At 55.0% G+C, this 22,741-nt stretch carries 22 protein-coding genes; 18 read left to right on the top strand and 4 right to left on the bottom strand.

The features are described from left to right. The first annotated feature begins 30 nt into the window (after positions 1-30). From HMPREF1207_RS12115 to HMPREF1207_RS12065, 11 genes are all read left to right on the top strand, one after another. Positions 31-945 (top strand): ABC transporter ATP-binding protein, encoded by a 915-nt coding sequence (locus tag HMPREF1207_RS12115; RefSeq protein ID WP_009675873.1) that lies wholly within the window; start codon positions 31-33, stop codon positions 943-945. After that, positions 942-1,655: an ABC transporter permease gene (locus HMPREF1207_RS12110; RefSeq protein WP_009675946.1), complete on the top strand. Its 714-nt coding sequence runs from the start codon at positions 942-944 to the stop codon at positions 1,653-1,655. The genes HMPREF1207_RS12115 and HMPREF1207_RS12110 overlap by 4 nt, the downstream gene beginning before the upstream one ends. Before the next feature lies 1 nt (position 1,656). Continuing rightward, entirely contained in the window at positions 1,657-2,397 is a 741-nt protein-coding gene (locus HMPREF1207_RS12105) for an ABC transporter permease (RefSeq protein ID WP_009676005.1), read from the top strand. Between the two features lie 169 nt (positions 2,398-2,566). Then, a complete protein-coding gene (locus HMPREF1207_RS12100; RefSeq protein WP_009675967.1) occupies positions 2,567-3,436 on the top strand; it encodes a DMT family transporter in 870 nt (289 codons plus the stop codon). Between the two features lie 125 nt (positions 3,437-3,561). After that, positions 3,562-4,458, top strand: a complete 897-nt coding sequence (locus HMPREF1207_RS12095) for a diacylglycerol/lipid kinase family protein (RefSeq protein WP_009675944.1) — start codon at positions 3,562-3,564, stop codon at positions 4,456-4,458. A 347-nt stretch (positions 4,459-4,805) separates the two neighbouring features. Beyond that, complete coding sequence (locus tag HMPREF1207_RS12090) at positions 4,806-5,108, top strand: hypothetical protein (protein ID WP_016423692.1); 303 nt, start codon at positions 4,806-4,808, stop codon at positions 5,106-5,108. 233 nt (positions 5,109-5,341) lie between these two features. After that, complete coding sequence (gene rluF, locus HMPREF1207_RS12085; RefSeq protein ID WP_009675815.1) at positions 5,342-6,031, top strand: 23S rRNA pseudouridine(2604) synthase RluF; 690 nt, start codon at positions 5,342-5,344, stop codon at positions 6,029-6,031. 55 nt (positions 6,032-6,086) lie between these two features. Then, on the top strand, positions 6,087-6,848 hold the full coding sequence (locus HMPREF1207_RS12080; RefSeq protein WP_009675925.1) for a threonine/serine exporter family protein: 762 nt from the start codon (positions 6,087-6,089) through the stop codon (positions 6,846-6,848). A 15-nt stretch (positions 6,849-6,863) separates the two neighbouring features. Continuing rightward, on the top strand, positions 6,864-7,289 hold the full coding sequence (locus HMPREF1207_RS12075) for a threonine/serine exporter family protein (RefSeq protein ID WP_009675955.1): 426 nt from the start codon (positions 6,864-6,866) through the stop codon (positions 7,287-7,289). Positions 7,290-7,876: 587 nt separating this feature from the next. Next, complete coding sequence (locus HMPREF1207_RS12070) at positions 7,877-8,302, top strand: DUF1641 domain-containing protein (RefSeq protein ID WP_009676027.1); 426 nt, start codon at positions 7,877-7,879, stop codon at positions 8,300-8,302. Between the two features lie 37 nt (positions 8,303-8,339). Continuing rightward, positions 8,340-9,521: an NAD(P)/FAD-dependent oxidoreductase gene (locus tag HMPREF1207_RS12065; RefSeq protein WP_009675790.1), complete on the top strand. Its 1,182-nt coding sequence runs from the start codon at positions 8,340-8,342 to the stop codon at positions 9,519-9,521. Positions 9,522-9,726: 205 nt separating this feature from the next. Here HMPREF1207_RS12065 and HMPREF1207_RS12060 read toward each other — a convergent pair whose 3' ends face one another. Beyond that, positions 9,727-10,863, bottom strand: a complete 1,137-nt coding sequence (locus HMPREF1207_RS12060; protein WP_009675872.1) for a stalk domain-containing protein — start codon at positions 10,861-10,863, stop codon at positions 9,727-9,729. A gap of 874 nt (positions 10,864-11,737) precedes the next feature. Here HMPREF1207_RS12060 and HMPREF1207_RS12055 point away from each other — a divergent pair. From HMPREF1207_RS12055 to HMPREF1207_RS12035, 5 genes are all read left to right on the top strand, one after another. After that, a complete protein-coding gene (locus tag HMPREF1207_RS12055; RefSeq protein ID WP_016423691.1) occupies positions 11,738-12,373 on the top strand; it encodes an NAD(P)-dependent oxidoreductase in 636 nt (211 codons plus the stop codon). Positions 12,374-12,544: 171 nt separating this feature from the next. Further along, positions 12,545-14,488: an ABC transporter ATP-binding protein gene (locus HMPREF1207_RS12050; RefSeq protein ID WP_009676009.1), complete on the top strand. Its 1,944-nt coding sequence runs from the start codon at positions 12,545-12,547 to the stop codon at positions 14,486-14,488. A 1-nt stretch (position 14,489) separates the two neighbouring features. Beyond that, a complete protein-coding gene (locus HMPREF1207_RS12045; protein ID WP_009675843.1) occupies positions 14,490-16,364 on the top strand; it encodes an ABC transporter ATP-binding protein in 1,875 nt (624 codons plus the stop codon). Positions 16,365-16,482: 118 nt separating this feature from the next. Further along, complete coding sequence (gene lspA / locus HMPREF1207_RS12040) at positions 16,483-16,959, top strand: signal peptidase II (protein ID WP_009675787.1); 477 nt, start codon at positions 16,483-16,485, stop codon at positions 16,957-16,959. 228 nt (positions 16,960-17,187) lie between these two features. Continuing rightward, on the top strand, positions 17,188-19,731 hold the full coding sequence (locus HMPREF1207_RS12035; RefSeq protein ID WP_009675841.1) for an ATP-dependent DNA helicase: 2,544 nt from the start codon (positions 17,188-17,190) through the stop codon (positions 19,729-19,731). Positions 19,732-19,739: 8 nt separating this feature from the next. On the opposite strand, the gene HMPREF1207_RS12030 is transcribed toward HMPREF1207_RS12035, so the two are convergent. Together HMPREF1207_RS12030 and HMPREF1207_RS12025 are read right to left on the bottom strand one after the other, a co-directional pair. Beyond that, complete coding sequence (locus HMPREF1207_RS12030) at positions 19,740-20,210, bottom strand: DUF4385 domain-containing protein (protein WP_009676034.1); 471 nt, start codon at positions 20,208-20,210, stop codon at positions 19,740-19,742. Positions 20,211-20,541: 331 nt separating this feature from the next. Then, entirely contained in the window at positions 20,542-20,799 is a 258-nt protein-coding gene (locus HMPREF1207_RS12025) for a GlsB/YeaQ/YmgE family stress response membrane protein (protein ID WP_009675854.1), read from the bottom strand. A 311-nt stretch (positions 20,800-21,110) separates the two neighbouring features. On the opposite strand from HMPREF1207_RS12025, the gene HMPREF1207_RS12020 reads away from it, so the two are divergent. Next, positions 21,111-21,311: a cold-shock protein gene (locus HMPREF1207_RS12020; protein ID WP_016423690.1), complete on the top strand. Its 201-nt coding sequence runs from the start codon at positions 21,111-21,113 to the stop codon at positions 21,309-21,311. A gap of 81 nt (positions 21,312-21,392) precedes the next feature. Here the strand turns inward: HMPREF1207_RS12020 and HMPREF1207_RS12015 are convergent, their stop codons facing one another. Continuing rightward, on the bottom strand, positions 21,393-21,815 hold the full coding sequence (locus HMPREF1207_RS12015) for an Lrp/AsnC family transcriptional regulator (protein WP_009675833.1): 423 nt from the start codon (positions 21,813-21,815) through the stop codon (positions 21,393-21,395). A gap of 145 nt (positions 21,816-21,960) precedes the next feature. On the opposite strand from HMPREF1207_RS12015, the gene HMPREF1207_RS12010 reads away from it, so the two are divergent. Beyond that, positions 21,961-22,731, top strand: coding sequence for an MBL fold metallo-hydrolase (locus HMPREF1207_RS12010; RefSeq protein ID WP_009675852.1), 771 nt, complete (start codon positions 21,961-21,963; stop codon positions 22,729-22,731). Positions 22,732-22,741: the final 10 nt, after the last annotated feature.

Here is a 22,741-nt window from a genome sequence, read left to right as displayed (position 1 = left end):
TCTTTAACATAAGGGGCGAGGTGATTTTCCATGAACGAAATGATTATTCAGACCTTCGGGTTGTCCAAACAATACAAACTGAGATCTGCCGTGGACAACGTGAATCTCCAAATTCGCAAAGGAGATATTTACGGCTTTCTGGGGCCCAACGGCGCCGGGAAAACGACAACCATACGGATGCTGCTCGGCTTGATCCGCCCGACGAAAGGAACGGTGCAGCTGTTCGGCAAAGATCTGCGCAAGGAAAAGCTGGCGATTCTGCGCAAGGTCGGCTCTTTGGTGGAGTACCCTTCCTACTACGGTCATCTGACCGCTTACGAAAATCTGGAGGCTATCCGCCGCATTCTCGATGTGCCGAAACAACGGATCGACGAAGTGCTGGCGATTGTCCGCCTGACGAAGGAAGCGAAGCGCCCGGTGAAGGGCTACTCGCTCGGCATGAAGCAGCGTCTGGGCATCGCCGCCGCGCTGCTCGGCAGCCCGGAGCTGCTCGTGCTCGACGAGCCTACGAACGGGCTCGACCCGTCCGGCATCCTGGAGATCCGGGAGCTGATTAAGAGCATGCCGCAGCAGTACGGGGTGACGGTTCTGGTATCGAGCCACCTGCTGAGCGAGGTGGATCAGATGGCCAGCCGCGTCGGCATTATCCGCGGCGGCTCGATGATCTTCGAAGACACGATCGAGAGTCTTCGAAGAAAGGCGGGCGGCCAGATCCGCATTGCGGTGGACGCGCCGCAGCAGGCGCTGCGTACCGCCGCCTCGGCCGGCTGCTTCGCGGTGGCCGACGAGTCTTCGCTTCTTCTCGAGGAAGCTCCCGATGAGAAGATCGCGCAGGTTGTAACCGGCCTGGTCCAGGCGGGGCACTCCGTCTACCGGGTGGAAGAGAAGAAGAAATCGCTGGAAGATTTCTTCCTGGACCTGGTAGGGGAGGGAGACAGCTTATGACCGGCAGAGTACTGGCCGCGGATTTCCTCAAAATCCGCCGGACGCTCGTATGGTTCCTCGTGCTGCTGGGTCCCGTGGGCGTGGTCGGCCTCCAGGCCGTCAACTTCGGCCTGCGTTACGACTATCTGACCAAGCAGTACGCGAATGATCTCTGGTACGCGCTGCTCTCAAACATCCAGTTTCTCGCGGCCCCGGCCCTGCTGCTCGGCATGACGCTGCTGACGTCGATGATCGCGGGCTACGAGCATCAGAGGAATTCCTGGAAGCAGCTGCTGGCCCTGCCGGTTTCCCGCTTCAGCGTCTTCACGTCGAAGCTGCTGCTCGTATTCATCCTGCTGCTCGTGTCGTGCCTCTTGCTGGCGGCGGGGTCCGTGCTGCTCGGCTTCCTGCTCGGCTTCGGAATGAACGTTCCCGTTATGCACGTCATCCGCATCAGCCTGTTCCCGCTTCTTGCCGGAATCCCGATCCTGTCTGTTCAGCTGTGGTTGTCCGTAGCGGTCCGAAATCAGGCCATTCCGCTGACGGCCGGAATTTTGGGAACCGTGCTGAGCCTCTTTTCCATCCGGCTGCCGGACTGGTTCCTGTGGAAATGGCCGCTGCTCGTGAACGAGGTCGGACGGCCCGAGCTTAACGTATGGCTTGGAATCGGCACGGGTATCGTCGTGTTCCTGATCGGGCTGACTCACTTTACAAGACAGGATGTGAACTGAGATGGCCGCTTTCTTTAACATACTGGGTGCCGAATGGCTGAAGCTGCGCAAAACGAACATCTGGCTGCTGATTTTCATCTCCCCGCTGCTCGCTTTTGCGACCGGTCTGGCCCTGCCGGTGCCGGCGAATGAACCCTTGATCGCATGGACGCTTCTGCTGAGCACGATGGCCCTCATTCATGCGATGCTGTTCCTCCCGCTGCTGACCGGCGTGTTCGCGGCGTACGTGTGCCGCTACGAGCATACGGGCGGGGGCTGGAAGCAGGTGCTTGCCCTGCCGGTGTCGCGCTCCCACCTGTTCATCGCCAAGTTCCTGCTCGTCACCGGGCTGCTCGCCGTCACTCAGCTGCTGTTCCTCGGCGGCTTGATCGGAGCGGGCTTCATCAAGGGGCTTGGAGCAAGCATCCCTTGGAGTCAGCTGCTGTGGCCCGTCTTCGGAGGCTGGCTCGCTACCTTGCCGCTGGCGGCTCTGCAGCTCTGGGTATCCATCGCCTGGGTGAGCTTTGCGGCTCCGCTCGCGCTCAACGTTATCTTCACGCTGCCGAACATTCTGGTAGCCAATTCCGAGACGTATGGTCCGTTTTATCCGTGGGCGCAGCCGTTCCTGGCCATGCTTCCGGCGAGCGAAACCAGCTTGGGAGGGCTTCATGTTTCTTTCGAAACGCTGATCTATGTCATTCTGGGAGGCTTCGTCGTTTTCTTCCTCTCCGGTCTGGGTTATTTTCAAAGAAAAGAAATTTGATGAGATTTTACGGATTTCTCCCAATTTTCTGGATAAATGATAGAATGAGAGAAGGTGCCTGAAAGGTGCATCTTCTCTTTTTTTTCGTTAAGGAAAGGCGGAGGTGCACGGGGCGAAAATTTTCGGAAAAGCTCCGCAAGGTGTGATTCGATTAAAGAGGTGTTGGCAGTTGAACGGGTTAATCGGACTTTTATGCCTCATTTGGGGTTACAACTGGGTTATCATGAAGCTCGCTAACGGCGTATTTCCTCCGGTGTTGTTCGCCGGGTACCGCTTCGGGGTGGGGGCGGCCGCTCTGCTGCTGTTCTGTCTGTTCAAGAAGGTTCCGCTTCCGTCACGGAAAGATTTGAAATGGTTTATCCTGTGCGGAATTCTCCAGACGGCCTATTTCAATCTGGCGATTCAGATTTCGCTGGAGGATATAAGCGCGGGGCTTACCTCCGTGCTGACGTACAGTATGCCGCTCTGGCTGACGCTGATGGCGCACTTTCTCATTCCGGGCGAAAAGCTTACGACCCGCAAAACGATCGGGCTGATCGCGGGAATCATCGGGATGTTCTTCGCTTTGGATGTGCGTCTCGGAGGAAGCTTCTGGGCCATGCTGCTGGCTTTGTCGTCAGGGCTTGCCTGGGCCGTCTCCAACGTGATCATCAAGCGCAAGCTGGCCCACTGCGACAATCTCCAGTTTACGACCTGGCAGATGGTAGCGGGAGCGGCGGGGCTGTTTCTGTATTCGGCTGTTTTTGAACACGGGGAGAGCCATTGGGGACTTATGCCCGCGGTTTATGTCGGCTTTGCGGGGATTGTCGCTTCCGCGTTCGCTTTCGTCCTGTGGTTTCATATTTTATCGCGCGCCGAGGCGGGCAAAGCTTCCGTATCTCTGCTGCTGGTACCGGTCATCGGCGTTCTGTCGGGCGTTCTTTTCCTGGGTGAGACGTTGAGGGCGGGCACTGTGACGGGAATCGTCTTCGTACTGATCGGCATCTGGTTCGTCAATTCGAAAAAGCCGGTCCGCAAGGAAGAGCGTGCGGCTGGATAGCGGGATAGGAGCAAACGGGATCTCGAACCCGGATTCCTTTTTTTAGAAAAGGTGGTCCGAATTTCTGGATCGGGGTAAGTACAGGCTAGAGATGGAAATTGGCGTAAGCGGAGGAGGCGGGGATCATGTTCGGAAAAGCGATTCTGATTCATAACGGCAGCGCCGGTCAGGCGGAAACGGGCAGCAGGCTAGGAGCGGTCATCGGCCCGCTTGCGGCGGGAATTGGAGAGCTCACGCTGGTGCAGACGGAAGAGCCCGGAGATGCGGAGCGGATCTGCCGGGAACGGGGGGAAGAGACGGATCTTCTCCTCGTGCTGGGCGGCGACGGGACCGTCCATGAATGCGTGAACGGGCTGGCACCGCTGGCCGATCCGCCCGTTGTCGGTATTCTTCCCGGCGGGACATGCAACGATTTCTCCCGGGCGCTCTATATTCCCCAGGAGCTGGATCGGGCCGCGGAGACTCTTATGCGGGGGAAGACACAGCCGGTAGATATCGGACGGGCGAACGACCGGTACTTCTCGAACTTCTTTGGTATCGGCCTCATTACCGACGCCTCGGTCAATATCAATCCGCAGCTGAAAGGGACGATCGGCAAGCTGAGTTATTTTATCAGCACGCTCCAGACGGTAACGTCCGCAGATCCGTTCCGCTTTACCCTGGAGCACGACAGTGGGCGGACAGACGGCGAAGCGGTGATGTTATTCGTCGCCAACGGCCGGTTTCTCGGTACGAGGCCGCTGCCCCTGACGCCCGATGCTCTGTATGACGGCGTTCTGGATGTGGCGATTATCCGCGAGGCCGGGCTGCCGCTGCTGAAGGAACTGTTCAAGATCAAAAATTTTGAGGAATGGGATTCCGAGAAGAGCAGCTTCGAGTTCATCCGCACCACTTCCTTAAAGCTAACCACGGATCAGCCTATGCAGGCGGACATGGACGGGGAAATTTATGTGCATACCCCGGCGAGTATCTCGGTTCTGGGGAAAAAACTGACTTTCCTCGTGGGGGAAGAACAGCCGTGAAAACAAGCGGCAGCTGCCTGTAAACAGACTGCCGTCTTACTGTGTGCGGACACCGCTGCGCAACGCCGTACCGCGCACCGGGAGCCCTGCAGCGCAGTATGAATAATCGGTGCATGAAATTGTAGAGCGAATGCCTCTGAGATCGAACCGCTGCTTTACCAGGCATTCTCTCCCGGTTCCCGCGTTATTGAATTGTACGCAAGCTCTTATTCGGCAGATAAAAACGCCCGGATCTCCTCAAAAGAGACGGGCGTTTCTCCATTTTTCAACCCGAATCCGGAAACTTCTATGACCCGCTTCGTATGAATGGAGTATAAGGAAGAAATCTCATGATTACGGAGGCTGCCATGGAATCGAAAAAAAAGTTCGGAACCGGTTCTACGCTGTTAAGCAGTCTGGGCGTTCTGATGCTTGTCGGGAGCTACCTGATCTCGGAAAATCCTGCCGGAGGCGAGTCGGCGGGCATTCGGCTGCTTTTTTATACCGCCATCGGTTCGCTCGGCGCAAGCCTTGTGCTGGGTTATGCAGGCATGCTGAAAGAGGAGCGAGGCTTTCTGAAATTTGCCGGAATGGGGAGCGTCTTTCTGATTGCCGCGGCTTTGATTGCGGCCCTGCTGATGATGGTTTTAGCCGGGTTCCGGGAGCCTTAGTTTAGCTCGCTATTCCTGGAAGTTCCGTGCTTTTCCGTTGCCGCGAGCTTCTTTCCAACCCAAAACGCGCCTCTTTCTCATCCTCCGTTTGGTTGTGAGGCCCTCAAGACGGGGAAGGGGCCGTTTTTGTGACAGAGCGGCGGCGCGAATTGCATCCGATTATGGTACAATACAGGCATATAAATCGGTGGGGACTCACAACCTAACAGGCAAAAGAAGGGGATAGCAGCTTCATGCGGATCAATAAATTTATTAGCGAAACGGGTATTTGCTCCCGACGAAAAGCGGATGAGCTCGTTCAAGCCGGGCGAGTGACCATTAACGGGGCTCTGGCGGAACTAGGCAGTACGGCCGAGCCGGGAGACGATGTGAGAATCGACGGCAAGCCGCTGGGGACCAAGAAGAAGTCCGTCTATATAGCGTTGAATAAACCGGTTGGCATCACGTGCACGACGGAGCGCCATATTCCGGGCAATATCGTCGATTTCGTGCGGCACCCGGAGAGAATCTTCCCGATCGGCCGGCTCGATAAAGACTCGGAAGGCCTTATCCTCATGACCAATGACGGGGATATCGTCAATAAAATTTTGCGCGCGGAAAATAACCACGAGAAAGAATATATCGTCACCGTGAATCAGCCGATCACGAACTCCTTTGTGCAGGGCATGTCCACGGGCGTCCGCATTCTGGGGACGAAGACGAAACCGTGCAAGGTGACCCGCATCAACGACCATACCTTCCGCATCATCCTGACGCAGGGACTGAACCGGCAAATCCGGCGTATGTGCCAGGCATTCGGGTATCAGGTGCATCGGCTGCAGCGGGTGCGCATCATGAATATCAAGCTGGACGGACTTCCCAAAGGAAAATGGAGAGACCTGAGCGAATCCGAGTTTAGCCGGCTGACGGAGCTGCTGGATTGAAAACGGCGGCAGTGAAGGGCAGCATCTTATCTACATCCACAGGAAGAGGTGCGCGATGGAACAGGCGTCCAGTCCCGGTCAGACTTATAAAATCGTAGATGTATGCCTGCTGGCGGGAAAAATCATGCTCCAGAACGGAGCGGAAACGTATCGGGTGGAAGATACGATGACCCGCATCGCGGCCTCTTACGGCCTTCATCATACCCACAGCTTCGTGACCCCGACGGGCATTATCTTCTCCGTGGACGGCAGCGATCCGACCAAGCTGGTCCGGATCTCCACGCGGTCAACCGATTTGCACAAGGTGACGCTGGTCAACGGGCTCTCCCGCAAAATAAGCGACGGACAGCTTGACCTTCAGGAAGCGCACCGGCTGCTTCTCAAGGTGGATAAGGCCAATCTGGCCTACCCCGTGGCTATCCAGATCGCGGCGGCGGCCGTGTCCAGCGGCTGTTTTACGATCATGTTCAACGGCGGGTGGCCCGATTTTCTTCCGGCCGTCGTCACAGGCGGTCTGGGTTTTATCGGGTTCCTTATTTTTCACCAGTATGTGCTGATCAAGTTCGTAGCCGAGTTTCTGGCTTCCTTCATTATCGGCATGCTGGCCTCTCTGTTTATATGGACCGGGCTCGGACAGGAGCTGGACAAAATCATCATCGGCTCCGTCATGCCGCTTGTTCCGGGCCTGCTGATCACGAACGCCGTGAGGGATTTGATGGCGGGCCATCTCGTGTCCGGCTTGTCCAAGGGCGCGGAGGCTTTCTTGACGGCGTTTGCCATCGGAGCCGGTATCGCGGTCGTCTTTTCATTTTATTAACGGAGGAATCCCTCAATGATTGCACAACTCGTGACGAGTTATATCGCCTCCGCCGCCTTCGGCATTATTTTTAACGTTCCCCGGAATACCTTGATCCAGTGCGGTTTCGTCGGGATGATGGGCTGGCTCGTATACGTCGCTCTTGTGCGGAGCGATACCAATGCCATTGTGGCCACCTTGGCCGCGGCGTTCTTCGTGACGGTGATATCCCGGGTTTTCGCCCGTCTCTACAAGACCCCCATTATCGTTTTCAGCGTGGCGGGGATCATTCCCCTCGTTCCGGGAGGCATGGCCTATGACGCGATGCGTTCTTTCGTGGAAAACGATTATAATCTTGCCGTTCAGCTCGCCGCCAAAGCGTTTATGATTTCCGGTTCGATTGCCGCCGGTCTTATTTTTTCCGAGGTGATGAACCAGCTTTTTAAAAGGCCGAAGGCCTAGCTCGGGCAAGAAAATGAAGGATTGCCGCTTTTGCTGCCGCAACCGAGACCATCCGTTGAGTTCACGCGGGTGGTTTTTTCATCTGAAGGGGCGGCTGGCTTACGGTATGGGGCCTGCCCGCAGCTTTTACCTATCACCCTCTCGCGGTCCGGCAGAGGCCGGTTTTGATAAAATTCTTTCTCGAAGACCTGTCCCTTCTGGCAATAAAATCCGAGGAATTATTGGAATAAACAAGCATGTATACCTGCTTAAGGAGCGGGGGTGCAGAAAGAAGTGATTTTTGTCACAAATTATTCACATGTGTAAAAAATTGTTTTTCTCTTGTCAGCAAGACGGAGGTATAATAGGAGTACATAGGGTTCCGTTTCGACCTGTTCGACATTTTTCCCGATCTTGCAAGTAATGGACTCGCAGCCAAGAAAAACCTTCTTCCTTTTATGTGAAAAATGTTACAATCTTATCAGGCCGCGTGGGTTCATTTATCACGAATAGGGAAACTTATGCGAAGACAGAAGACGTCTCGATGGCTAGGCAGGGATCGAAAAATAAACGGGCTTCTATTTCAAAGCAAAGGAGGACGTTAGCTTATGTCAGAAACATCCAATCAAACCCCAAGCACTACCGAAAAAAGGGAAACGCAGGATGTCCTTGATCAGTTGATGAAGCCAGAGGTTCAGGAGTCTTTAACCGTTCTCGTGGAGAATCTGCCGAAATTGGCGGAAATGGTTACGATTCTTACCAAAGCTTACGATTTGGCTCAAAGCGTTGCGAGCGACCAAGTTCTGATCGACGACCTCAAAGGCGGTATGAACGAGTTTGTTAAGCCGATCACCGAGAAAGCCAAAGGCGTAGCTGCCGCCGCAATCGAAGCAAGCGACCGCGCTCAAGCGGAACATTCCTCGATCGGTCTGTTCGGACTTCTCAAAATGCTGAAGGACCCGCAAGTACAAAAGACATTCCGTTTCGTACAGGCATTCTTGGATGTTCAAGCCGAACGGCAGCAACAGCGTTAAATCATAAGGTAAGCTGAAACAAGAATGGAGGATGAGTATGTCCAAGCATATTTTGATCTTAGGTGGCGGTTACGGCGGCTTGCTCAGCGCACTGACAGCCCGTCAACACTTGACTGCGGAAGAAGCTACGATTACGGTTGTTAACCGTTTTCCTACGCATCAAATCATTACCGAGCTGCACCGCCTGGCTGTAGGTAATCTGCATGAGAAAGCAGTTGCCCTGCCTCTGGAAAAGCTCCTGCGCGGCAAAGACATCAACCTGGAAATCGGCACGGTCGAAACGATTTCCGCGGACAGCAAGCGCGTCATCCTGTCGAACGGCAAATCGTTCGATTACGATAAGCTCGTCGTTGCCCTGGGCAGCGAAACGGCGTTCTTCGGCATTCCTGGCCTACAGGAATACAGCTTCACGCTGAAATCGGTTAACGACGCCAACCGCATCCGCGAGCACGTGGAAGCACGCATCGAAGCTTACAGCCAGACCAAAAACAAAGCGGACGCGACATTCGTAGTCGGCGGCGGCGGTCTGACCGGTATCGAGCTTGTGGGCGAACTCGCCGACATGCTGCCTGGCCTGTGCCGCAGCAAAGGCGTCGATTTCAACGACATCTCCCTGTACTGCGTAGAGGCGGCTCCTTCCATCCTGATGGGCTTCCATCCGGAACTGATCGAGCGCGCTACGACAAGCCTGCAGAAGCGCGGCGTTACGTTCCTGACGGGCGTTGCGATCACCGAAATGCAGGAATCCGTCGTTTCTCTGAAAGACGGAAGCACAATCGAAACCAGCACGCTCGTCTGGACAGGCGGCGTACAAGGCACTCCGGTTGTCGCTAACTCCGGCATCGAAGTGAACCGCGGCCGCGCGACGGTCAACGAGTTCATGCAGTCCACGTCCCACCCGGACGTATTCCTTGCAGGCGACTGCGCCGTGGTCTTCCCGGCCGGCGCCGAGCGTCCTTATCCGCCAACCGCACAGCTGGCTTGGCAGATGGGCGAAGTGGTCGGTTACAACCTCTTCGCAGCACAGAAAGGCGCACCGATGGACGTCTTCACGCCTGTATTCTCCGGTACACTCGGAAGTCTGGGCCGCAAGGACGCAATCGGTTCGATCGGCGGCAACCAAACCCGCCTGAAAGGCCTGCCTGCATCGCTCATGAAGGAAGCAAGTAACATCCGTTACCTGTCTCACATTCATGGCCTGTTTGCACTGGCTTACTAAGAGCGGTCTGGAATCTTTCCGGAATCAACCGGTCTGACATAAGTCCCGGCATTCTCCTTCGGGGGAGTGGCGGGGCTTTTTTTCATGCTTATTTGAGGGAAGAAGACTTGTGGGGTTCAGCAAAAAAAGCCCGCTTAAAGAGCGGAGACGCTTCTTTAAACGGGTTATATAAGGGGGATAGTCCGGCGCCTGTAAAGGCCTGTTTTTATTTAATCACGAGCTGATCACCGGTTACGGTGACGTCGGCCTTCAGCACCTTGGAGAAGAAGGCGGCGGGCACATACATATTGCCGTCTTCTTTAATGACGGCCGCTTCGCCAAGGGAGAACGGAGCCATCTTGTTGATGGTGTACGCATCTTTTCCCTTGTAAACGCTTGTCCATACCGCGCCTTTGGACAGCTCGGCGGCCCATTGCTCCTGGTTCCATTTAAGCTGGAAGCCCAGCTTCTCGGCCGTAACCCGCAGGGGAACCATGGTGGTGCCTGCCGTTGTGGTGTAGATAGAGCCCTGCTTCTCCGACAGTGCTTCACCGCCCACTACGAGACGTGAGGGTGCGGAGGCATTTCCTCCCTGAGCGATGGGGACGGAGAACTCCTGGATGCCTGCCGCATAAGGGGCAATCTCGTAAGGCGAGAACACGATCACCGCTTTACCGTCCTTGATCTGGAAGGACTGCGTGTCGGTAATGCCGGAGAACGCGTCCTCGAAGAAATCATCCGGATGCTTGGCGATTTCCTGACTGATCTGCTTGTCGATAATCGCTTTATAATTCTCCCCGAATAAATCTTTCAGCTCAATCTTCTGAGCTTCCTCCGCATTCAGGACGTTATAGGTGTCCACACGAGGCATTCCGTGAGCGCCCCCCGTATAAACGGAGGTTACCACTCGCATCGACAGACGGTTCGCATCTTCCTGACCGCCCGATGCGCTTACTTCAACTACCGAATCGACCGAATAAGGCATTGCCAGCTCGCTTGCGGAACCGTTGGCGGCAGCCAAATCACCTTGAGCCTGTTTGCGCACTGCCTCCACATCTTTCATGGCATGACGGTAAATAATATCGTTAAGCTCGTCCTGATATTGCGTATCTTTCATTCCCTGTATAACGGGAATCTGAAGATTTACGCTCAGTTCGGGGGATTCTTCCTTTATTTCTTTGGTTGTCACCTGTACAGCTCCATTTTTAACTGAAGCTGGTGCGGAAACGGGTTCCGCCGCAGCGGACACGGAAGCGGCCGCAGGCGCCTGTACCGCGCTGTCCGCGTAAGAAGTTCCGGCTGATGCCGCTAGCAGACAGGAGCCTGCCAGACCGAGTGTCAGAAGCTTGAATGATTTTTTCATAATAAGTATCCCTCCTAGGTTGTCCGGTTTTATTATAGGCACCCCTTGCATCAAGGTGGGTTACAGAGAGGTAACATTACCCATCTGGGGCCAAACTGTAACCGGATTTTAACTTTTTGAGGATACGGACGAAGGGTTCCGGGATGGTCGGTCGTTAGATGATTTCCGGTGTCTTTCTCCTGAAAGTTTCAACATTCGGAAACAAAAGTTCAATGGAGCAATCTGGAAAGGACATGCTATAATCGGTTTTATGGACTTTGAATAACGGTGGATTTTTAAGACCACGGCGCAGCTTCCCGAAAGGGGGTGAGGCCGATGGTCGCACTTGTGGCGTTTTATGACGTACTGCGCTGGATCGTAACGTTACTGAGCCTTGTGCTCGGTATCCGTAAGCTCTATCGCTGGGTACGACGTAAATTCCGGAACAAGCGAAAAAACCACCGCTAGTAGGTTAGGCGCCTAAACGGTGGTTTTCGCTTGCATTACATTTAGTTGTGCTTGCGCGCCGTGGTGTTCCACAGCCTTTCGGGTCCTAAAGAGTTTTCACCGTTGGCGCGGTGAAGGCTCTTTTTTAGTATAGATAGCAAGAAGAAACTTCATACGTTAATTGAATCCTACGTTAAACGCAGTGTTACACACAGTATAGCATAATTTTTGGAAAGAGAAAAGTTGGTTGAATGTGCAGTTCATATAAAAGATCACCTTTGTTACGGGCATGAATGGACTTGAACGAGATGTATAATATCCCCCGTCATTGTCGATTTTGAAAAATAGGCTATTCAAGCCGGAGTTGACAAAACCGATAACCTGTAACTATAATAGTTACATGTAAGAGGCAATGTACTACGAAATCATTATTCGGGAGGAATCCGTTATGAAAATAGCTATTATCGGCGCAAGCGGCAAAGCCGGCAGCCGTATTTTGAAAGAAGCGCAGGACAGAGGGCATGAGGTTACCGCAATCGTAAGAGACGCGGCTAAAGTAAGCGCGGAAGGCGCAGCCCTTCTGGAAAAGGACGTGTTCGATCTGACCGCGTCCGATCTGAAAGCATTCGATATCGTCGTTAACGCTTTCGGAGCGGCGCCGGGCCAGGAGCATCTCCATGTTGACGCGGGCAACGTGCTGATCGAAGCACTGAAAGGCGCGCCGGAGACGAAATTGATCGTCGTCGGGGGAGCGGGCAGCCTGTTCGTGGACGAAGCGAAAACGACGCGCGTGCTGGAAACGCCGGATTTCCCGTCCGCTTATTTTGCGACGGCTTCGAATCAGGGCAAAAACCTGGAGATTCTGCAAAACACCAAGGGAATCAAATGGACGTTCGTCAGCCCGTCCGCTATCTTCGCACTTGGCAAGAGAACAGGGCAGTACCGTACGGGCAAGGATAACCTGCTCGTTAACTCCAAAGGCGAAAGCTATGTGAGTTATGAAGATTATGCGGCCGCTGTTTTGGATGAGATTGAACAGCCGAAGCATGAAAATGAGCGTTTTACTGTCGTATCCGAATCTTAATGAAATGTCAGAACCGCCCGTGCACTGCGCACCGGCGGTTTTTTTGCTTTTGCCGGGAATACGTAAAAAAGAGAAGCTCGTGACTTTTGAAAAGGAGGGGAATATGGTGGATAATAGAACTATTCCATAGGGGTTTACTTATCGTTTACGAGGACGGACAGGTGAGACAGAATGCCCATTTCACGAAAATATATAAGCAAGTACTGGAAGCCCTTTAGCGCCGCGGTCGCTTTTCTGACACTGGAAGCCTTGTGCGATCTCACGCTGCCGACGCTGATGTCCAAAATCATCGATGTAGGCGTAGCGGGCAAACAGATGGATTACGTGTGGCGGATGGGCGGCGTTATGCTGCTGGTAACCGCGCTGGGGGCCATTTCGGCGTCGATCCGCAATGTGATCTCGAGTCATGTTTCGCAGAAGTTCGGGGCCGAGCTTCGGTCGGATTTATTCCGCAAAATCCAGTCCCTGTCTTTTGAAAATATCGACCGGTTCGACCGCGCCTCCCTGGTCACCCGGTTAACCAACGACGTTACGCAGGTTCAAATGTTCGTGAACGGCCTGATGCGCGTATTCGTCAAAGCTCCGCTGCTCTGCATCGGAAGCTTGATTATGGCGGCGCGTCTGAATCCGCCGCTCTCCGTCATTCTGGCTGTTGTCGTTCCCTTGGTCGGCATCCTGATCGCAATCAATATGAAGGTGGGCTTTCCTTACTTTATCAAGGTACAGCAGGCGCTCGACCGGGTTAACGGGATTATGCGGGAGTATTTGTCCGGTGTCCGGGTCGTCAAAGCTTTCAACCGGTTCGATTACGAAGTCGGCAAATTCGGCGGAGCGAACGAAGAGTACCGCTCCCGGTCGGTTACAGCCACGCGGGTCATGTCGGCCTTTAACCCGGGGATTACGCTGACCGTTAATTTCGGGATTGTGGCTGTCTTATGGCTAGGAGGTCTTCGTGTAGATCAGGGCCAGATGCAGGCCGGGCACATTATCGCTTTCGTCAATTACATGACGCAGATTTTGTTCTCGCTCATGCTGATTTCCATGGTGTTCAACATGTTTGTGCGCGCGCGGGCTTCCGCGGGCCGGATCGGCGAAATTTTCGCGGAGGAGAATACGATGGCTGCGCAAATTCCGGCCACAGCGGCAGCCGTCGGAGGCGCGGCAAGCTCCGTGGATCAGCCGGCATCAGGCACACAGACGGGAATGCGGACCGGTGCGCATTCGGAGGCGCGGCCCGGCTCGCAGCCCGGCGGGATAACGGCCGGACAGACAGCCGCACAGCCCGGGGCCTTGGCTAACCCGGCCTATCCGGGAGGCTTCACGGCCGGCGGCCGAAATCCCGATGCTGCGGCTCCATCCGCCCCGCAGACCGGGGGAAGCGTCGAGTTCGAGAACGTCACGTTCTCGTACGAGGGAACATCCGGCGAACCGGTGCTGAGACGGATCACCTTCTCCTGCGAGCCGGGACAGACCGTCGGCATCATCGGCTCCACGGGCTCCGGCAAAAGCACGCTCGTCAGCCTCATTCCCCGGTTCTATGACGCGGTGTCCGGAACCGTCAAAGTGAACGGTACCGATGTCAGAGAACTGGAGCCGAGCCGCCTGCGCGAGAAAATCGCCGTCGTGCCCCAGAAAACCGTGCTGTTCACCGGCACGGTGGCCGACAATCTCCGCTGGGGCAAAGAAGACGCCTCTCCGGAGGAGATGGAACATGCGGCCCGGATGGCCGAGGCCCACGAGTTCATAGCCGCTTCGCCCGAAGGCTATGAAACCAGGCTCGGGCAGGGAGGCGTGAACTTCTCCGGCGGCCAGAAACAGCGGCTTTCGATTGCGCGCGCCATCGTGAGAAAGCCGGAGATTCTTATCCTCGACGACTGCACTAGCGCCGTCGATGCCGCCACGGAAGCGCGGATCAAGGACGCGCTGAAGAAATACGCCGAGGGGCTCACCTGCCTGCTGATCGCCCAGCGGATCACGTCCGTCATGGACGCGGACAAAATCGTCGTGCTGGACCGCGGCGAGATTGTAGGCTCCGGCACGCATGACGAGCTGCTCGGAAGCTGCCGGGTCTACCGGGAAATCTTCCAGTCGCAAATGGGAAAGGAGGTCGGCTGACATGGCAGCTTCCCAAGAACGGCCGGGCGGCCAGAACCCTCCCGGCAGCCCCGTGACAGTCTCGCCCAGAGGAGGGCCGGGGCACGGGGGAATGCGCGGCCGCGGACCTGTAGTGAAGCCGAAGAACTTCAAGGGAACTTTGCGCAGGCTGTGGGCTTATTTCGGCAGCGAACGGAAGCTGCTGACGGTCATTTTCGCCCTGATTCTGATCGGAGCGGCTCTCACTCTGGTAGGGCCTTATCTGATCGGGGTCTCCGTGGATGCGATGTCTCATCCGGAACAAGGCGTCGATTTCGGCATCCTGAAGACGATGGTGCTGGTCCTCTTGCTGGCGTACCTCATCGACGCGGTGTTCACCTTCCTCCAGAGCTGGCTCATGGCAGGCGTATCGCAGCGGATTGTGATGCGGCTGCGGGGAGCTCTTTTCGCCAAGCTTCAGAAGCTTCCGGTCGCTTACTTCGATACCCGGCCTCACGGGGAATTGATGAGCCGCTTGTCCAACGATATCGACAATGTGAGCAGCACGATTTCGCAGTCCACCACGCAGCTTATGAGCGGCGTCATCGCGATTGTCGGCTCTCTGGCGATGATGCTCGTGCTCAGTCCGACACTGACGCTGGCCAGCCTGGTTACCGTGCCGATCCTGTTCGTGCTGACCCGGACCATTACGAAGAAAACGAGCGTCCTGTTCAAAAACCAGCAGATCCAGCTCGGCAAACTGAACGGACATATCGAAGAGACCATATCCGGTCTCCAGGTCGTCAAAGCGTTTAATCACGAAGAAAAGGCGATTGCGGAGTTCGAACAGGTTAATGCGGAGCTGTGCGAGGTAGGGCTCAAGGCGCAAATCCGCTCCGGATTCCTGATGCCTCTGCTTAACGTCATTAATAATATCGGCTTTGCCGCTGTAGCCCTGGTGGGGGGGATTCTCGCCGTGCGCGGGGATATTACCGTCGGGGTTATCGCGAGTTTTTTAAGCTATTCGCGGCAGTTTGTCCGGCCGTTGAACGATCTCGCGAATATTTTTAATATTCTCCAGTCCGGTGTGGCGGGGGCGGAACGAGTGTTTGAGGTCATCGACGAGAAAGAGGAGCCCTCCGATTCCGCGGAGGCCGTCGAGCTTCTTCATCCGAAGGGACACGTCGTTTTTGAAAATGTAAGCTTCGGCTACCGCCCGGATGTGCCAATTCTGAAAAACGTAAGCTTCGATTCCGCCCAAGGCAGCTCCACGGCGCTTGTCGGTCCGACGGGGGCGGGCAAGACGACTATCGTCAACCTGTTGACAAGGTTCTACGATGTTACCGGGGGCCGCATCCTGATCGACGGGCGGGATATCCGCGAGTATACGCGGGACAGCCTGCGGAGGACGTTCGGTATCGTACTCCAGGATACGTACCTTTTCTCGGGGACGATCAAGGAGAATATCAAATACGGCAGGCCGGATGCTACGGATGCCGAGGTCGAAGCCGCAGCCGCCATGGCTAACGCGGACGTGTTCATTAACCGGCTTCCCGCGAAATACGAAACCCTCCTTTCGGAGAACGGCGGGAATTTAAGCCAAGGCCAGCGGCAGCTTCTTGCGATTGCCCGGGTCATTCTGGCGAAGCCTTCTATCCTCATCCTGGACGAAGCGACCAGCAGCATCGACACGCGTACGGAGCTTCATATCCAGGATGCGCTGCTCAAGGTTATGCAGGACCGGACCAGCTTTATTATCGCGCACAGGCTGAATACAATCCGGGATGCGGATACCATTATGGTCATCGACCACGGAGAAATTGTGGAAAAAGGCGCGCACGACACGCTGATCGGACAGCAGGGCGTGTATTCCCGGATGTTTTACAACCAGTTCAAAAATATAGAAGGCGCCGTCTAAAAAACGATGCCCGGGTACATGTTCTGAAAACGATCCGGGAGATAGTGAAAATGTTCCTTGTGGAACAATTTATGCCGTTAAGGATCGAAAGCTTGCCAATCGGAAGGAGAGAGCTGTTATGCTGTTTTATTTCACTGCCGCCTTGGTTGCAGCTGTCGACCAGTTTGCGAAAGCTTTGATCCGCGCCACGATGGCGGTCGGGGAGTCCGTTCCGTTCTGGGGGAGCATGGCGCTTACGCATTATGAGAACAGCGGGATGGCCGGAAGCAGGTTTCAGGGATACGCGCGCGTATTCGCCGTGCTGGCGGTTGTGTTCATCGCCATTGTGCTTTACTATCGGCGCAAAGGGGAAATTCAGGGCCCGCTGATGGATGCGAGCATGGGATTTCTAACGGGAGGCGCAGCGGGGAATGCCATCGACCGTTTCTGGTTCGGCAAAGTGACGGATTTTCTTGAATTTCGTCCCGGCGGGGGCATTCTGAATCTGGCCGATATCGCGATTAACATCGGCGTTGTTCTTTTCCTGATCGCGGGCGTTCTGGACTATTACCGGAAAAAGCAGAACCCGCTCGCCGCCGGGGAAGAGCAGGGGTGACCCGGTCTGCTTTTCGTTTGATTTCTGTATAAAGACTTTTCCGTCTGCGGAGGAGTCTTTTTTTACGAACAGGGTTTGGTATCTTGTCTAAAGGTCTTGAATCAGACAATGGTCATCGCTCAGTTCCTCCCGGTTTCCTATGGTTGGGAAATAATCCGGAGGATGATATAATCGGCAGATAGAACGAACGTTCGCGGAACGGGTATTTATAAAAAGGGCGGTGAGGGAATGAGCGGTGAAGTAAGAATTTCAGTCCGTACTCTGGTGGAATATGCTTACCGGAGCGGAAGCATCGAATCCGGCTTCCGGACCGCTACGGCATTAACCGAAGGAACCAAGGCCCATCAGAAGGTGCAGAAAACTTACGGGGACAGCGACCGGAAAGAAGTTTTCCTGCAAACGGAAATCCTCTTGGACGGGATGGTATTTGTGCTGGAGGGCCGCTGCGACGGGCTGCTTTTCGAGGATGACGGCGGTGAGGTTACGATTGACGAGATCAAATCTTCGACGGGCGATCCCCGGCTTGTGGAGGAAAACCGCCATCCCGTTCACTGGGCCCAGGCGGTCTGTTACGCCTATATGTATGCGCGGCAGAACGGAAGGGACCGCATGAAAGTCCAGCTGACGTATGTTCAGGTCGGGACGGAGGAACAGCAGCGGTACGTCAGGGAATATTCCTATAACGAAATGGAGACCGCCGTGCTGGAAGCCGTGCGTCTTTATGCTCCTTACGCGGCCATGCAGCTGCAAAACCGCCGGGAACGGGACGCCAGCATCAGGGAGCTGCCTTTTCCCTATCCGGCCTACCGGGAAGGACAGCGGCAGTTCGCCGGATCGGTCTACAAAACGATCAAAGACGGCCACAAGCTGTTCGCGAATGCGCCTACCGGCACGGGCAAAACCATTTCGACCCTTTTTCCGTCCGTTAAAGCGGTGGGTGAAGGACTGCTCCAGCGGATTTTTTATCTGACGGCGAAGACGTTGACGCGTACGGCCGCGGAGGAAGCTTTTTCCCTCATGATCGAGCGGGGTCTTCATATGCGTACCGTCACGCTGACGGCGAAAGACAAGATTTGTTTCCGTGAAGAGGTGGATTGCAGGAAGGAAATGTGCGAATTTGCCGACGGGTATTATGACCGGGTGAACGGGGCTGTCCTGGACATGCTGTCCCATGAAAAGCTGATGAACCGAAGTGTCATCGAGAAATACGCGCGCAAGCACAAAGTGTGTCCGTTCGAGTTTTCGCTTGATGCGGCTTATGCGGCCGACGCGGTTATCTGCGACTACAATTATATTTTCGATCCTAAAGTATATCTCAAGCGTCTTCCGGAGGAAGTGAAAAAGCAGACGACGCTTCTGATCGACGAGGCGCACAATCTTGTGGACCGCGGCAGAGAGATGTTTTCCGCCGAGTTGACGAAAGCCCCTTTTCTGCAGCTGAAAAGGGATTTCAAGGGGCGGAACTCCGCCGTGGAAGCCGCGGCCAAGGCCGTGAACGACTATTTCATCGCCTTCCGCAAGGAACAGGGCAGCGGCGGCAGCTTCGTGCTCCGGGAAGTGGCGGAAGAGCTGCCGGTCCTGCTGGAAGCGTTCGCGCAGCAGGCGGAGCGGGAGCTCTCCGCTCCCGGGCAGGGCGGCGAGGCGCAGGAGCTCCTGCTCGACACCTACTTCGCGGTGCAGAGCTTTCTGCGCACGGCGAAGTATTACGACGAGCGGTATGTGACTCTCGCCGAGGTGCAGCGCAGCGATGTGCGGCTCAAGCTGCTCTGCCTGGATCCTTCCGCGCTGCTGGCGCAGATGGGGAAAGGGTATCGGGCGCATGTGTTCTTCTCCGCCACTCTGGCGCCTTTTTCCTACTACATGGATATGCTGGGCGGCGGAGAGGATGATTACACGGTGGCGATTCCGTGGCCGTTCCGGCAGGAGCAGCTCGATGTATGGATCGAGCCGCTTTCCACCCGCTACAAGGACCGGGACAAGACCAAGCTGCCGATCTCGCGGCTTTTGGGAAAGCTCGTCCGCGAGAAACCGGGCAATTATCTCGTCTTCTTCCCTTCTTATGAATACATGCGGGAGGTGGCCGCGCTTTTCCTGGAACAGGAGAGAGGGCCGCAATCCGGTGCCGCGGTTAACGGAGAAGCGGGCGGCACTGAAGCGGCTTCAGAGACTGCTTCCGGAGACGGCATTGGCCTTTTCGAAGCGGTGGAAGTCTTGCTTCAAGATCGGCTGCCGGCTTTGGATGAGAGCGACGGCGGGTCTACCCTAGCGGAGGAAGCGAGTTCCGGCGGCTCCGGCGATGAAGCCGGAAGCGGGGACCGAGGCAGCCGCATCCTGCGCATCCTGGTCCAGCAGCCGTCGATGCCGGAGGAGGAGCGGGAATCCTTTCTCGCATCCTTCCGGGCGGACTCTTCCCGCACTCTGATCGGCTTTGCCGTCATGGGCGGGATTTTCTCCGAAGGCATCGACCTGAGGGGCGACCGGCTTACGGGCGTGGTCGTGGTGGGTGTAGGGCTGCCCCAGGTAGGGCCGGAGCGGAATATGATCAAAGAGCATTTTGACCGGGACGGCCGAAGCGGCTTCGATTACGCGTATGTATTCCCGGGCATGAATAAAGTCATGCAGGCCGGCGGCCGTCTGATCCGGACGGAGAACGACTATGGGACGCTGGTCCTGATCGACGACCGCTTCCTGCAAAGGCGCTACCAGTCTCTCCTCCCGCCGGAGTGGCGGCATTTTACGATCCCCCGTCAGAAGAATGAACGGACTCAATAGCTTTTAGACTATTTGTTAGTCTTCTTCTCATATTTATCCTGGTGTTCTTTCTTCATGCGGATATAGTCTTCGTCCGTTTTCGCGATTTCCCATTGAGCTTTAAAAATAGCGGCGGACTCCGCTTTTACGGGATCGTTCTGGTAGGGCAGGATCGAACCGTCTTCTTGGGAATATTTCCGGCCTCCCTTGTGGTTCGTGTAGCGCCTTGCGCGCGTGTAACCCATCTGGAGAAATTTTCTCGCCATGTCCATTCCGATAAAATCACCTGCTTTTTTATAGTCCAGAAACAGGTCATAAATTTTCCCGGAAGATTCCTTCGCGATTTCCGGCGTTTTAAACCGCCAATACGGCAAAATCTCGCTCTTATAAGGCTCGACGAGCAGGACGCCTTGTTCTCCGCGGCCTACGGTGTACAGCTCCGGTTTTTTACGGAGGTCCAGATGCTCGTAATCCAGCGAATAGTCGAATTTTTTAGCCATGGGAAACAGCCTCCTTCATTTTGGACAGACTGGGGATATGTCTCTCCTTACCCGAACTGCCGCATAATGCCGCGAAAAAAATCCCCTCCAAGTAATGATTAGTGCGAAGGTTGCTCGGCACTGTCTACTAAAAGAGGACCGAATTTAATTACAGTCAACGCTCCTTATGTATTAATTTGAAAGATTTCTGCGGACAAAATAATTCCAAAAGTTGCAATCCGCAGGAAATGCGCTGTAAAAACTGCAAACAAAGTGAGATAAAAGCACAAAAAAAGACCACGCGAGTGTTTCGCGTAGTCTTTTTTATCCTGTAAGTCAGGTTAGCTTAGGGTTAAGCCCGTTTGCTTCCCATAGAACGCAGGATCAGGCTGACGATGAATACCAGTACGATACCACCGATCAAAGCAGGGAAGAAGTAGAAACCTCCGACTTCAGGACCCCAGTTGCCAAGCAGCAGACCGCCGAGCCATGCGCCCAAGAAACCTGCGATAATGTTGCCGATAATGCCGCCGGGAATATCTTTACCGATAATCATGCCGGCTAACCAACCGATGATACCACCGATAATTAATGACCATAAGAAACTCATCTAGATTACCTCCTAAAATGTTTATGTTTTAGTTTGTGTTACCTGGTTGCTTAGTATTAACCTCATTGCTTTTTCTTTAATCAGGTTTGCAAAAGTTACCACGAAAATTGTTTTTCTAAAAGAATTGGAAAATAACTTGCACTTGGAAATTGCCTATGGTAAGATGAAGTCAATCGAGTATTTGAAACCTGGAATTCACTTATTATAAAGGGTTATCATTTGTGAGATGGAGCCTTTTATAATATGTGAATTTTTATTTGCTTCAAGAGTAAAAAGAACATGTTAAATTTAATTTCTAGGAGGTACCACACATGCAAACTGGTACAGTTAAATGGTTCAACGCTGAAAAAGGCTTTGGTTTTATCGAAGTTGAAGGCGGCAACGATGTATTCGTACACTTCTCCGCAATCCAAGGCGAAGGCTTCAAGTCCCTGGACGAAGGCCAACGCGTTGAGTTCAACGTAGTTCAAGGCAACCGCGGACCGCAAGCTGAGAACGTTGTTAAGCTGTAATTTCAGCTAAACGAGAGAAGCTGTTCACAACCTTATGTTGTGGACAGCTTCTTTGTTTTATCCCGGGAAATGATGGGGGCCTTATTTGATTTTGCCGATGGATAAACTGACTTTATAATTGCCGTACTTCAATAAATCGTCGAGGAAGGCATTGAGATCCTCGTTGCTTCCGACCTGCACACGCAGCCAGTAGCAGCCCTCTCCGCTGACACGGTGGGCTTCCAGAATGCGGGAGTCGCGGGAGGCGAACATTTGCAGATCACCGTGGGCGTTCTGGGATTTCAGAAATACCGTGACCATGGCGTGCACCGTAAGGCCGAGCTTTTCCGGATTCCACTTGAGGGTCCGTCCCTCGATAATTCCCCAGTCTTCCAGCTTCCGTATTCTTGCTCCTACCGCCTGGCCGGTCAAATGAACCTTGAGGCCGATCTCTTTATTCGAGCGGGTCGCATCCTCCAGAAGGCACTGCAAAATCTTGTGATCCGTCTCATCAATGCTGAACATGTCCATCCGCCTTCCGAATACTTTCATGGTGAAAAAGGGACTGCCTCAGATCTTTCACGGGGTCCTTTCCGGAGCCGCTCCTCTTTTTATAAAATTGTATCAAATCCTTTTTTAAAAAGATATTGGTACTTATGGAGGCGATTCTATGAAAATCCGTTTGATACGCAACGCAACGCTGTGGCTGGAATACGGAGGCCGGCGCATTCTCGTGGATCCGATGATGAGCGGAGCCGGGGCCAACCCGCCGATCCCGAACACGGCCAACGACCGGCGTAACCCGCTCGTGCCGCTTCCGGTACCCGCGGAAGAGCTGCTGGAGCCGGACCTGGTGCTGATCACGCATCTGCACCGTGATCACTGGGACGCGGAGGCCGCCGGAAGGCTGCCCAAGGGAACGCCCGTCCTGTGCCAGCCGGGGGATGCGGAAACGCTTGCGGAGCAGGGCTTCACGGCCGTATCGGCCGTAGAGGAGGAGGCGGCCTGGCGCGGTCTGAGCATCGCGCGTACATCCGGACAGCACGGAACCGGCGACATCGGCGCAGCCATGGGTCCGGTGTCGGGCTTCGTGCTCCGCGCGGAAGGGGAGCCGGCGGTGTATATCGCCGGCGATACGATCTACTGCGCCGAAGTGGCGGAGGCGCTGGAGAGACATCAGCCTGCGGTAACGGTCGTGAACGCAGGGGGTGCCGTTTTCACGGCCGGCGATCCGATTACGATGACGGCCGACGATGTGGTCTCCGTTTGCCGCAAGGCGCCGCAAACGCGGGTGATCGCCGTGCACATGGAGGCGATCAATCACTGCCTCCTGACGCGCGAGGAGCTTCTCGCGCGCCTGGAGGAGGAGGGGCTGTCGGAACGGACCGACGTTCCGGCGGACGGGCAGTGGCTCGAGGCCGCGGGAGCCGCGTCCAACTAAACAAAGCATG

It is taken from the genome of Paenibacillus sp. HGH0039 (assembly GCF_000411255.1).
Classification (GTDB): domain Bacteria; phylum Bacillota; class Bacilli; order Paenibacillales; family NBRC-103111; genus Paenibacillus_F.
This window is presented reverse-complemented; position numbering and strand designations above follow the sequence as displayed.